Source organism: Neorhizobium sp. DAR64862/K0K3, assembly GCF_050500185.1.
Taxonomy (GTDB): Bacteria; Pseudomonadota; Alphaproteobacteria; order Rhizobiales; family Rhizobiaceae; genus Neorhizobium; species Neorhizobium soli.
Map to the genome: position 1 here is coordinate 1,313,784 of NZ_CP191449.1, position 12,353 is coordinate 1,326,136.

Consider the following 12,353-nt stretch of genomic DNA (forward strand, 5'->3'; position numbering starts at 1 on the left):
CTACGCTTACCGGATGCGCTTGGCAGCCGGCTCGGGGACGAGTTCGCCATTGAGGCGGCGATCGAGGTAATCCTCGCATTCGCCCATCAGCGTTTCGGTCTGACCGTTGAAGAAGTGGTTGGCGCCCTCGATGATCTTGTGCGTGATGAGGATACCCTTCTGGGTCTTCAGCTTCTCGACGAGGCCGTTGACGTCCTTTTCAGGCGCAACCCTATCGGCATCGCCGTTGATGATCAGGCCGGACGAGGGGCAGGGCGCGAGGAACGAGAAGTCGTAGATGTTCGGCTGCGGCGCAACGGAGATGAAGCCTTCGATTTCCGGGCGGCGCATCAGAAGCTGCATGCCGATCCAGGCGCCGAAGGAATAACCGCCGACCCAACAGCTCTTCGAATCCGGATGCAGGCTCTGGACCCAGTCGAGTGCCGATGCGGCATCGGACAGTTCGCCTGCACCGTGATCGAATTCGCCCTGGCTGCGTCCGATCGAACGGAAGTTGAAGCGGAGTGTCGTGAAACCGCGCTTCTGGAACATGTAGAAGAGCTGGTATACGATCTGGTTGTTCATCGTGCCGCCGAACTGCGGATGCGGATGCAGGATGATGGCGATCGGCGCGCTCTTTTCCTTGGAAGGCTGATAACGGCCCTCCAGGCGGCCTGCAGGGCCGTTGAAAATCACTTCGGGCATCGGTACTCCGGTCGGTCAAACGTGATCTGATGCCAGACTGGGTTGCTATCCACGGTTCATCCGTCGAGTTTGACTTGACGAAGCCGCTCAGCTTTTCTAAAACCCAGTTTAGAACCATTCGAAATTGGGGCCGCCTTGGCAGCGCCCGATGCGATGTCTCTTAAGGCAAGCGTGGCCGGAATTTCAAGAAAAATGCGGCCTGCGGCAACCCTAGATGAGACCCAACGGTAATTAGGGACGGAATCTGATCAGGCAATGGCGTTGAACCGCACCTATCTCGACTGGAACGCGACGGCACCTTTGAGTGCGCCGGCGCGTGCTGCGATGCTGGAGGCACTTCAGCTTCCCGGCAACGCATCGTCGGTTCATGGTGAGGGCCGGTTGTCGCGCGCGGCCGTCGACAAGGCGCGGCGCCAGGTTGCGGCCTTGGTCGGTGCAGATCCAGCGCTTGTGACCTTTACCAGCGGTGCGACGGAGGCCTCGAACCACGTTCTGACCCCTGACTACCGGATGGGCCGTTCGCCCCTCGCGATCGGCGCTCTTTACGTTTCGGCGATCGAGCATCCGGCGATCCGCGAAGGCGGCAGGTTCGATCCCGCTCAGGTGATCGAGATACCGGTGACGCCCACAGGCATCGCGGATCTTTCGGCGCTGGAAACCCTGATGGCGGCGCATGACCATTCTCTTGGCCTTCCAATGGTCGGGCTGATGCTGGTCAATAACGAGACCGGCGTGATCCAGCCGGTGGCGGAGGCTGCAGAGATCGTCCACAGGCATCGCGGGCTTCTGGTCGTCGATGCGGTGCAGGCGGTCGGTCGCATCCCGGTCGATATCGTGAGGCTGGATGCGGACTTCATTGTACTCTCATCGCACAAGATCGGCGGTCCGAAAGGTGTCGGCGCCCTGATTTCGCGCGGCGAAGTGTTGATGCCGAAGCCGCTGATCCGCGGTGGCGGGCAGGAGAAGGGTCACCGTTCGGGCACGGAGAATTTTCACGCGATCGTCGGCTTCGGCGCTGCTGCTGCGGCGATGAGCGAAGACCTCGATGAGCGCAATGCCGGTATCGGCGCGTTGCGAGATCGTCTCGAAGGCGAGATGCGCAAGGCTGCTGCCGATGTGATGATCCATGGGGCGGATGTTTCACGCGTCTCCAACACCTGCTTCTTCACCCTGCCGGGGCTGAAGGCGGAGACGGGTCAGATCGCTTTCGACATCGAAGGGATCGCGCTTTCGGCCGGTTCGGCCTGCTCTTCAGGCAAGGTCGGCGAGAGCCATGTGCTGACGGCGATGGGCCGGGATCCGCAGCTGGGTGCGCTGCGCATCTCGCTCGGCCCCGACACGACAGACGAAGACATTACGCGTGCGGTTGCGGCTTTTGCCAAAATCGCAGCCCGTCGCAAGGCACAAGGCGTTGCGGCGTGACAGCGCTCTAATTTGTGCGAGCGCAACTTTCTACTTGCCTAAAGGTGTGAAAACCGCCTTTTGGCGCCTACATACGGGAGGAACAGAACCTCCCGGAGACATGACAGAATTGCCGGAATTTGAGCCGGCAAGATTTGGAGAATGAACATGCCAGCTGTCCAGGAAACAATCGATCAGGTCCGTGGGATCGATATCGATCAGTACAAATACGGCTTCGAAACCATCATCGAAGTGGACAAGGCGCCCAAGGGCCTTTCGGAAGACATCATCCGCTTCATTTCCGCCAAGAAGCAGGAGCCCGAATGGATGCTGGAATGGCGTCTGGACGCCTACAAGCGCTGGCTGACGATGGAAGAGCCCACCTGGGCGCGCGTCGACTATCCGAAGATCGACTTCAACGATCTCTATTACTATGCCGCGCCGAAGACCACGTCCGGTCCGAAGTCGCTCGAGGAAGTCGATCCCGAGCTGCTGCGCGTCTATGAAAAGCTCGGCATTCCGTTGCGCGAGCAGGAAATCCTTGCTGGCGTCGACAAGCCGCGGGTTGCCGTCGATGCGGTGTTCGATTCCGTGTCTGTTGTCACGACCTTCAAGAAGGAACTTCAGAAGGCCGGCGTGATCTTCATGTCGATTTCTGAAGCCATCCGCGAGCATCCGGACCTGATCAAGCAGTATCTGGGCACCGTCGTTTCGGCCACCGACAACTATTACGCCACGCTGAACGCTGCGGTGTTTACCGATGGGTCGTTCGTGTTCGTGCCGAAGGGCGTTCGCTGCCCGATGGAACTGTCCACCTACTTCCGTATCAACGAGAAGAACACCGGCCAGTTCGAACGCACGCTGATCATTGCTGAGGAAGGCGCTTACGTGTCCTATCTCGAAGGCTGCACGGCGCCGCAGCGTGACGAGAACCAGCTGCATGCCGCAGTGGTCGAACTTGTTGCTCTCGACGATGCCGAGATCAAGTATTCGACCGTTCAGAACTGGTACCCGGGCGATGCCCAGGGCAAGGGCGGTATCTACAACTTCGTGACCAAGCGTGGCGATTGCCGCGGCCACCGTTCGAAGATTTCCTGGACCCAGGTCGAGACAGGCTCAGCGATCACCTGGAAATACCCGTCCTGCATTCTGCGTGGTGACGATAGCCGCGGCGAGTTCTACTCGATCGCCGTGTCGAACGGTCACCAGCAGATCGATAGCGGCACCAAGATGATCCACCTCGGCAAAAACACGTCGAGCCGCATCATCTCGAAGGGGATTTCGGCCGGCGTTTCGCAGAACACCTATCGCGGTCAGGTTTCTATCCATCGCAAGGCTGAAAACGCCCGCAACTTCACCAACTGCGATTCGCTTCTGATTGGCGACAAGTGCGGCGCGCATACCGTGCCATACATCGACGTGAAGAACTCGTCGGGCCAGATCGAGCACGAAGCGACAACCTCGAAGATCTCCGACGACCAGAAGTTCTACGTCATGCAGCGCGGCATTCCAGAAGAAGAAGCGATCGCCCTGATCGTCAACGGCTTCGTCAAGGATGTCATCCAGCAGCTGCCGATGGAATTTGCGGTCGAAGCGCAGAAGCTGATCGGGATTTCGCTCGAAGGCTCCGTCGGCTGATCGGCCTGTCATTTGAATAGCGCGCCTGGCGCGTCACTAAAGAGTATCCGGAAAGATAGACCTATGCTTGAGATCAAAAACCTGCATGCCCGCATTGCCGAAGACGGCACCGAAATCATCCGTGGCCTGAACCTCACCGTGAAGGCTGGCGAAGTTGCCGCCATCATGGGACCGAACGGTTCCGGCAAGTCGACGCTCTCCTACATCCTGTCCGGCCGTCCGGACTATGAAGTCACCGAGGGCGAAGTCCTTCTGAACGGTGAGAGCATTCTGGAGCTCGATCCGGCGGAGCGTGCCTCCAAGGGCATTTTCCTCGCCTTCCAGTATCCGGTCGAAATCCCGGGCGTCGCCACCATGCAGTTCCTCAAGGTGGCCATGAACGAGCAGCGCAAGGCGCGCGGCGAAGCCGAACTGACGACGCCGGACTTCATCCGTCGCGTCAAGGAAGCCGCCAGCGAGCTGAAGATCGACATGGACATGCTGAAGCGTCCGCTCAATGTCGGTTTTTCCGGCGGCGAGAAGAAGCGCGCGGAAATCCTCCAGATGGCGCTGCTCGAGCCTTTGCTCTGCGTGCTGGATGAGACCGATTCCGGCCTCGACATCGATGCGCTCAAGATCGTGGCAGATGGCGTCAATGCGCTGAAGTCGCCGGATCGTGCGACGATCGTCATTACCCACTATCAGCGCCTACTCGATTATATCGTGCCGGATACGGTCCACGTTCTCTACAAGGGCCAGATCATCCGCACCGGTGACAAGGCGCTGGCGCTCGAACTCGAGGCCAATGGCTACGCGGACATCATCGGCAGAGCAGCCTGAGACGCGGGAAGGAATTTGGCATGAACATGCAAATCAATCAGCCCGTCCGGCTGACGGCCGCCGAAACGGCGCTCGTCGAGGCTTTTGCGGCCCAGGTCGGCGAATTGCCGGGCAACGGTGCTGTCACGGGAACCCGCGATCGGCTTCTGGACGATCTGAAGCGGTCGGGCCTGCCGACGCGACGCATCGAGTCCTGGCACTATACGGATCTAAAGAACCTGTTGCGCGCTGTTCCAGAGCGTGTCGCCGGCGGCGTTTCGGTCGATCCGATCGCGCCGCTGGTCGAAGGGGCTAAGGTCCTTTCGATCGTTCAGGGCGTAGCGGACAACCGCGCCACGATCGATGGCGTCGAGCTTTCGGTCTTCAGGGACCAGCTCGCCGATGGTTCGGCAGTGGCGGGTCTTGCAGCGTTCGACAAGGACGACGCGATCGGTCGCATCAATGGCAGCTTCGTGCGTGACGGCTTTGCGCTTTCCGTACCGGCTGACGTTGCGGTCGAGCAGCCCATCGAACTTCAGGCGGTTCACGGTGCCGGTCAGGTCCACACGCGGTTTCCGGCGGTGTTCGGAGCGCGTTCGAAGGCAACGATCATCGAGCGTCACTGCGCGGTGACTGAGGATGCGGCACTCGTATCGTCGATCAGCGACCTGACGCTGCAGGACGGCGCTGAGATCACCTGGATCATCCTCCAGACTCAAGGGGCTGACGACACCCATCTCGGTCAGATCCGCATATCGCTGGGTACCGATACCAAGCTGCGATTGTTCATCGTCAACGCCGGAGGCAAGCTGGTGCGCCAGGAGCTTCGCGTCGAGGTTCAGGGCGAGGGGTCGGAGTTCACGCTGCGTGCCGTCAACCTGCTCGGTGGCGATACCCATACGGACGTGACGATGGTTCTCGGCCATAACGTTCCCCATACGAGCTCCACGGAAATCATCCGTAACGTCCTGTTCGACAAGGCGAGCGGTGTGTTCCAGGGCATGATCAAGGTCGCCCCGGACGCGCAGAAGACCGATGCGAAGATGGCGTGCAATACGCTTCTGATGTCCGACGACGCCGATTTCTCGGTGAAGCCGGAGCTGGAAATCTTTGCCGATGACGTGATCTGCGGCCATGGCGCCACGGTGTCCGATATCGACCGCAACCATCTCTTCTACCTGATGGCACGCGGCGTTCCGGAAAACAGGGCGCGTGGAATGCTGGTCAACGCCTTCGTCGCGGAGATCGTCGAGGAACTGGAAGAAGAAAAGCTCGTCGAGGCGCTGGAAGGCGTCATCTCCGACTGGCTCGAAAAGCACGCCTGATTTTCAGGTGTGTCTCATAAAATGAGGCATGACATGGACCAGATCAACCCTGCGACAGCTTACGACGTCGAAGCGATCCGAAAGGATTTCCCGATCCTTTCGACCATGGTGCATGGCAACAAGCCGTTGGTCTATCTGGACAACGGGGCGTCTGCCCAGAAGCCGCAGGCCGTGATCGACGCGATCGCGCATTCCTACTCGAACGAGTATGCCAATGTGCATCGCGGCCTTCACTACCTCTCCAATGCGGCAACGGATGCCTATGAGGCGGCGCGCGAAAAGGTGCGCCGTTTCCTGAATGCCGGGTCCGTCGACGAGATCATCTTCACCAGCAATTCGACGGCGGCGATCAACACGGTCGCCTACGGTTATGGAATGCCGCATATCGGTGAGGGCGACGAGATCGTCATCACCATCATGGAGCACCATTCCAACATCGTGCCATGGCACTTCATTCGCGAACGGCAGGGCGCGAAGATCGTCTGGATCCCGGTCGATGACGACGGCGCCTTTCATCTCGAGGACTTCGAAAAGGCGCTGACGGACAAGACCAAGCTGGTTGCCATCACCCATATGTCGAATGCGCTTGGTACGGTGGTTCCGGTCAAGGACGTCTGCCGTATCGCGCACGAGCGCGGCATTCCCGTTCTCGTCGACGGCAGCCAGAGCGCTGTCCACATGCCGATCGATGTGCGCGATATCGACTGCGACTGGTTCGTGATGACCGGCCACAAGCTCTACGGTCCCTCGGGCATCGGCGTGCTCTATGGCAAGGCGGACCGTCTGAAAGAGATGCGGCCGTTCATGGGCGGTGGCGAGATGATCATCGACGTGGCCGAAGATTTTGTTACCTACAACGATCCGCCGCACCGGTTTGAGGCCGGGACACCGCCGATCGTTCAGGCGATCGGTCTCGGTCATGCGCTGGACTATATGGACAAGGTCGGGCGTGATGCGATTGCAAGGCACGAGGCGGATCTGACAGCCTATGCCACCCAGCGGCTGAGTGCGATCAATTCGCTTCGGATCATCGGCAATGCGCCGGGCAAGGGCGGGATCTTCTCGTTCGAGCTTGCCGGCATTCATGCGCATGACATCTCGATGGTGATCGACCGGCGCGGTGTGGCGGTGAGAGCCGGCACCCATTGCGCCATGCCGCTCTTGAAACGCTTCGGCGTTACCTCCACATGCCGTGCATCCTTCGGCATGTACAATACCCGCGCCGAAGTGGATGCGTTGGCCGATGCGCTCGACTACGCCCGCGATTTCTTTTCCTGAAGGACTTTTGAAGGCCATGGACGACCAGATACCGAAATGGGATGCCCGCGAGGGGATCATCCAGTCCGCCATTCCCGAAGACGAGGTGGCGCGGCTTTCCGACGACATCGTCGCGGCGTTGAAAACCGTCTATGACCCGGAAATTCCGGCCGACATCTTCGAACTCGGATTGATCTACAAGGTCGATATCGAGGACGACCGGATGGTGAAGATCATGATGACGCTGACAGCGCCCGGTTGCCCGGTTGCCGGCGAAATGCCGGGCTGGGTGGAAAATGCCGTCGGCGCCGTCGAAGGCGTGTCCGGCGTAGAAGTCGAGATGACCTTCGATCCGCCATGGACGCCGGAGCGGATGTCCGAAGAGGCGCAGGTTGCTGTCGGGTGGTATTGATCGGTTAAGGCACCGGTACTAAGTTGGAATCACGAGACGTAATCTCGAAACACCAGGTCTAGAAACACCGGGCCTTGAACCCGGTCGTGGAAGGAAAAAATGCCATGGGCTTTGCTGTCATGACGATCACCGACGCTGCTGCACAGCGCGTCAACCAGATCACCTCGAACTCCGGTCCCGATGCGCTTGGCCTGCGCGTCGGTATCAAGAAGGGCGGTTGCGCCGGCATGGAGTACACGATCGATCTCGTGACTGTGCCCAATGCCAAGGACGACCTGATCGAGCGGGATGGTGCCAAGGTGTGGATCGAGCCTTCGGCCGTTCTTTACCTGCTCGGCACACAGATGGATTTCGAGACCACCAAGATGCGATCCGGCTTCACCTTCGTGAACCCAAACCAGACATCGGCCTGCGGTTGCGGCGAATCGGTCGAACTGAAGCCTGCGGATCTGGCGGCGCTCGCGCAGCAGCGCACCACGCAATCTCCGGCCGCCTGAGGCGATAAATTCAGATTTTAAAGAGAAAGGGCCGCGAGGCCCTTTTTTATTGCGCTGTCTATTCGTGGCGCAAAGCCTCAATGGGGTTGAGCTGGGCTGCCCGTCGGGCCGGGAAGTAACCGAAGATCATGCCGATCGCTGCGGAAAAGGCGAAGGCCATAAGGATGATCGTCGGGCTGGCAACGAACGGCACCTGAAGAAAGCTGACGACGCCGTAGGCGAGTGCAAGGCCTGTTATGATGCCCGTCACGCCGCCGAAGATCGACAGCATCACGGCCTCCACGAGGAACTGCCGGAGAACCTGGCTTTCGAGCGCGCCGATCGCCAGCCGGATGCCGATCTCACGGGTGCGCTCGGTGACCGAGACCAGCATGATGTTCATGATGCCGATACCGCCGACAAGAAGACTGACGGCGGCTACGGCACCGAGAAGGCCTGTCAGCAGAACCGTCGTTCCCGTCATCGCCGCCGCGATCTGCGACATGTCGTTGACGGAGAAGTCGTCATCGCGTCCGATCGCGATGCGGCGCCGCTCACGCAACAGGCCTTCGACGTCCGACTGGACCTTGGCGGTCGAGATGCCGTCCTGAGCAGAGATAACGATGCTGGAGATCGTCGTCGTTCCACCGATCCGGCGCTGGTGCAGTTTCAGCGGCATGATGACGGTGTCGTCCTGGTCGTCACCCATTCCGGACTGACCCTTTACGGCGAGAACGCCGACGACCGGGCAGGCGATGTTGCTGACCCGGATCAGCTGTCCGACCGGGTTAGCGGCACCAAAGAGCTGCTTGCGGACGGTTTCGCCGATGATGCAGGCGGCATGGCTGCCGCGATCCTCGTTCGGATTGAAATTGCGGCCGAGCGCCATATCCCAATCCTGCACGATGAAATAGTCGTTGGTGGTGCCGACCGCGCTCGACGAATGGTTGGCGCCGCCGGCGATGACCGTGGCAGTCCCGCGATTGATCGGTGCGACGCCGCGAAGGCCGGAGACCTGCTCCTTGATCGCCAGCACATCCTTGTCGTTGAAGCGCTTGGCTTCCGTGCTCGCGCGTCCCGGTCCCCACTGACCGGGGCGGATGAACAGCGTGTTGGTGCCGAGGCGGGAGAGTTCGTCGCGGACCTTCGCAGTCGTACCATTGCCGATCGTCACCATCGCGATGACGGCGGCGACGCCGATCACGACGCCGAGGACCGTGAGGAAGGAGCGCAGCAGATTGCGGCTGATTGCCCGCCAGGCGAGCTTAGCGGCTTCCAGCAGCATGGCTTGCCCTTTCGAGATTGGGTTCGTCGGAGACGAGGTGACCATCGGTAAAGCGCAAGAGACGCGACCCGTAGGCTGCGATGTCTTCCTCATGGGTGACCATGATGACGGTAATGCCGTTGTCGCGGTTGAGCCGGGTGATCAGATCCATGATCTCCATGCTGGTCTTGGTGTCGAGATTGCCGGTCGGCTCGTCGGCGAGAAGCACGGCCGGATCGGTGACAATGGCTCTGGCGATCGCGACGCGCTGCTGCTGACCACCTGACAGTTCCTGGGTGGTATGGCCTTCGCGTCCGGCGAGGCCGACCTGCGCCAGTGCTGCGGTTGCGCGCTCACGTCGCTCCTTATGGGCCATGCCGCGATAGACGAGCGGCAGTTCCACATTCTCGACGGCCGATGTGCGGGCGAGAAGATTGAACCCCTGGAACACGAAGCCCAGCATGTGACGTCTCAGAAGTGTGCGCTGCTCGCGACTGAAATCTGATGTCGGGACGCCCTGAAACAGAAACTCGCCGGATGAGGGGATATCGAGCCCGCCGATGATGTTCATCGCCGTCGATTTGCCGGAACCGGAGGGTCCCATGATCGACACGAATTCCCCGGCGGATATGGCAAGGTCGATCTGGTCCAGCGCCCGGATCGTCGCTTCGCCGCGCCCGTAGAACTTCGAGACCTTGTCGAATGCGATGAGGGGGGCAGGCGTGACGGCGAGGTCCATCACTGCGCCCTTGCGACGGCATCCGTCACCAGTTCATCGCCGTCGCGGATTTCGCCTGATTTCAGCACCGTGAACTGGCCATCGGTCGGCCCGGTTTCGACCGGCACGCGCTGGGCTTCACCGTTTCGAAGTACCCAGACAGTGCGCGTGTTGTTTGCTGCCTGTTCGCCACGATTGCGATTGCGCGAGGGGCGCGGCGGCGAGAACAGCCGGGAGAGGACGTTGCCGCGCTGCCGTGCGGTGGCGGCCGGCGAGTAGCGAAGCGCAGCGTTCGGGACAAGCAGCGCATCCTTGACCGACTGGACCGTGATGTCTGACGTGGCGGTCATGCCCGGCCGCAGCAGCAGATCGGCATTGTCGACGGTCAGGATCGCCTTGTAGGTGACGACGTTGGACACTGTCTCGGACGCGAACCGGACGGTCTCGATTGTGGCCGGAAAGCTCCGCTCTGGATAGGCGTCGACAGAGAAGCGCGCCGGCTGCCCATCCTTGACCTGACCGACATCCGCCTCGTCGACGGAGACCTGGAGTTCCATGCGCTTGAGGTCGCCGGCGATTGTGAAGAGGACCGGTGCATTGAGCGAAGAGGCGACCGTTGCGCCCGGATCGACTTCGCGGGTCAGCACGATCCCGTCGATCGGGGACACGATCGTCAGTTTCCCGAGATTGACCTCGGCGAGCCTCAGGCTTGCTTCGGCAGACAGGATCGCGGCCTGATTGATGTCCTTCGTCGCAACCGCCGATTCGTAGGCATAGCGCGCCGCATCCAGATCCTGCTGGCTGGAAATGCGATTGGCGACGAGTGCCGTCAGGCGGTCGAATGAAATCTTCGCGGAAGCCGCTTCTGCCTCGGCCTTCAGGACATTGGCCTTCGCCGATGCAAGTTGAGCGCGCGCGCTCTGCACGTCCGCTTCCTGCTTGCTTGTGTCGAGTTCGAGCAGAACATCGCCGGCCTTGACCGCGCTGTTATAGGTCACGTTGACTTTCCTGACCGTGCCGGAAAGCTCGCTCGATATGTCCACCTGATCGGTCGGCTGGACGGAGCCGGTGGCCGTGACAACCACTGCGAGATCGCCGCGCTTTGCTGCCTGCGTCGTGTAATCGTATCGCGGGCCGCTGCTGCCGAAATAGGAGTAAGCCAGCAGGGCTGCGGCGGCGATGAGGATGAGGAGAGGCCAGACAAACCAACGTCCACGCTTTTTCCGCTTGCCCGAAGACGCAAGGATTGCGGCGAGATCAGGCGCATCCTGTTTACGGCTGGCTGGGGGAGTGGACTGGACGTTCAATGGCTATCCTCGATGCGGTGGAAATAGCGCGAGCCGTTCCGGTCTAGCGAGGGATCGCGTCGAAACCGCGGCTTTGCAACTCTGGAACGAGGCATTCGCATGAAAGCAGCCGGTGGCCAACTTAAATGTCGGTAATGTATCGGAGGCACTGCATCGAACTTCGCGGTTGTGCGTTATGGCTGAACACACAAAGGAGAACTCAGATGATCGATGTCGCCCTTATCAAGGAACATGCGGAAGTGATCGGTGCGGACGGCGTCCACATCGGAACGGTTGACCGCGTTGAAGGAAACCGTATCAAGCTGACCAAGAAGGATAGCGGTGAGGGGAGCCATAAAGGCCATCACCATTTCATTTCGCTTGAACTCGTTGCCGATGTAGAAGGCGACAAGGTTCGTCTCTCTGCAGATGGTGACGTCGCAGTGACGTTCGAAGAAGAAGACGGCGGCAAGCCGATCCACTGAAGCAATTCAGCATGCAAAAAGGCCGGCGTTTCTGACGCCGGCCTTTTTTGTTTACGCATCAAAAATTTCAACGGGTTGGATGGGGGACCCCGAAGCGCTCGGGAAGAAAAGCCGTTTCAGTCGCGGCGCCACTCAAGCGAGCGGATTTCTCGTGCGCAACAGGCGTGCTTGGAATGCCAACAAGAATTACAAAGACGGCACCAACAGCAGCTGAACAACATACCAGCAGAATATTACGAACGGTCATGCTTGCACTTCCTCTCGTGATGCGATCGCTTGAGATCGCGATGATGTAAGCCGGTCCTTGTCCTCCGTGTGATGATCCTAGTTGGCAGCCGACAACTGGGTCGGAGACGCGAGTATTTCTGTATCACCAAGCGAGTGATCAGAATATTTGAACACCAGAATACTGAGGACCGAACCGATAAGAGCGACGAAGACTATTCTCATGCTGAGACTCCTTTGCCGTCAGAACGGCGGTCCTGGAGTAAGGTTCCGTAAACCAATTCGTGATAGCCGCCGATTTAAGAACTTTGCGGATTGTTGATTGACAAATGGTTTGCCCCGGCACGTCCTTGGACGAGAGCGGGGCACTTATGCCGGAGCGAT

Annotated in this window: 14 protein-coding genes; 8 read left to right on the top strand and 6 right to left on the bottom strand. The window is 60.0% G+C overall.

Annotation, left to right across the window (positions count from 1 at the left end):
• Positions 1-6: 6 nt before the first annotated feature.
• The gene (locus ACQY1L_RS06380; protein WP_062456717.1) at positions 7-684 is read right to left on the bottom strand and encodes an alpha/beta hydrolase; all 678 of its coding nucleotides are present in this window, start codon (positions 682-684) and stop codon (positions 7-9) included.
• Between the two features lie 255 nt (positions 685-939).
• Here ACQY1L_RS06380 and ACQY1L_RS06385 point away from each other — a divergent pair, with 255 nt between their 5' ends.
• The 7 genes from ACQY1L_RS06385 to sufA all read left to right on the top strand — a co-directional run bounded on the left by ACQY1L_RS06385 (position 940) and on the right by sufA (position 8,012).
• Entirely contained in the window at positions 940-2,106 is a 1,167-nt protein-coding gene (locus tag ACQY1L_RS06385) for a cysteine desulfurase family protein (protein WP_430243388.1), read from the top strand.
• Between the two features lie 147 nt (positions 2,107-2,253).
• The gene (gene sufB, locus ACQY1L_RS06390) at positions 2,254-3,723 is read left to right on the top strand and encodes a Fe-S cluster assembly protein SufB (protein WP_113110548.1); all 1,470 of its coding nucleotides are present in this window, start codon (positions 2,254-2,256) and stop codon (positions 3,721-3,723) included.
• Positions 3,724-3,786: 63 nt separating this feature from the next.
• Positions 3,787-4,542, top strand: coding sequence for a Fe-S cluster assembly ATPase SufC (sufC, locus tag ACQY1L_RS06395; protein ID WP_062456726.1), 756 nt, complete (start codon positions 3,787-3,789; stop codon positions 4,540-4,542).
• Positions 4,543-4,562: 20 nt separating this feature from the next.
• The gene (gene sufD, locus ACQY1L_RS06400) at positions 4,563-5,846 is read left to right on the top strand and encodes a Fe-S cluster assembly protein SufD (protein WP_430243390.1); all 1,284 of its coding nucleotides are present in this window, start codon (positions 4,563-4,565) and stop codon (positions 5,844-5,846) included.
• Between the two features lie 33 nt (positions 5,847-5,879).
• A complete protein-coding gene (locus tag ACQY1L_RS06405) occupies positions 5,880-7,124 on the top strand; it encodes a cysteine desulfurase (RefSeq protein ID WP_430243392.1) in 1,245 nt (414 codons plus the stop codon).
• A 16-nt stretch (positions 7,125-7,140) separates the two neighbouring features.
• Entirely contained in the window at positions 7,141-7,515 is a 375-nt protein-coding gene (locus ACQY1L_RS06410; RefSeq protein WP_062456735.1) for an SUF system Fe-S cluster assembly protein, read from the top strand.
• Between the two features lie 104 nt (positions 7,516-7,619).
• A complete protein-coding gene (gene sufA, locus ACQY1L_RS06415; RefSeq protein ID WP_062580792.1) occupies positions 7,620-8,012 on the top strand; it encodes a Fe-S cluster assembly scaffold SufA in 393 nt (130 codons plus the stop codon).
• Positions 8,013-8,070: 58 nt separating this feature from the next.
• Here the strand turns inward: sufA and ACQY1L_RS06420 are convergent, their stop codons facing one another.
• From ACQY1L_RS06420 to ACQY1L_RS06430, 3 genes are read right to left on the bottom strand one after another with little or no spacing between them, the layout of a single operon-like run.
• A complete protein-coding gene (locus tag ACQY1L_RS06420; protein WP_430243394.1) occupies positions 8,071-9,276 on the bottom strand; it encodes an ABC transporter permease in 1,206 nt (401 codons plus the stop codon).
• The gene (locus ACQY1L_RS06425; protein WP_062456744.1) at positions 9,257-9,994 is read right to left on the bottom strand and encodes an ABC transporter ATP-binding protein; all 738 of its coding nucleotides are present in this window, start codon (positions 9,992-9,994) and stop codon (positions 9,257-9,259) included. The genes ACQY1L_RS06420 and ACQY1L_RS06425 overlap by 20 nt, the downstream gene beginning before the upstream one ends.
• Positions 9,994-11,280: an efflux RND transporter periplasmic adaptor subunit gene (locus tag ACQY1L_RS06430; RefSeq protein ID WP_430243396.1), complete on the bottom strand. Its 1,287-nt coding sequence runs from the start codon at positions 11,278-11,280 to the stop codon at positions 9,994-9,996. Before ACQY1L_RS06430 ends, ACQY1L_RS06425 begins: the two co-directional genes overlap by 1 nt.
• A gap of 203 nt (positions 11,281-11,483) precedes the next feature.
• Here ACQY1L_RS06430 and ACQY1L_RS06435 point away from each other — a divergent pair, with 203 nt between their 5' ends.
• Positions 11,484-11,744 (top strand): DUF2171 domain-containing protein, encoded by a 261-nt coding sequence (locus tag ACQY1L_RS06435; RefSeq protein WP_062456750.1) that lies wholly within the window; start codon positions 11,484-11,486, stop codon positions 11,742-11,744.
• Positions 11,745-11,811: 67 nt separating this feature from the next.
• Here the strand turns inward: ACQY1L_RS06435 and ACQY1L_RS06440 are convergent, their stop codons facing one another.
• Complete coding sequence (locus tag ACQY1L_RS06440; RefSeq protein ID WP_430243398.1) at positions 11,812-11,991, bottom strand: hypothetical protein; 180 nt, start codon at positions 11,989-11,991, stop codon at positions 11,812-11,814.
• Between the two features lie 77 nt (positions 11,992-12,068).
• Positions 12,069-12,194 carry a hypothetical protein gene (locus ACQY1L_RS06445; protein WP_256413796.1) on the bottom strand — a complete coding sequence of 42 codons (126 nt, stop codon included), beginning with the start codon at positions 12,192-12,194 and terminating at the stop codon, positions 12,069-12,071.
• Between the last annotated feature and the right edge of the window lie 159 nt (positions 12,195-12,353).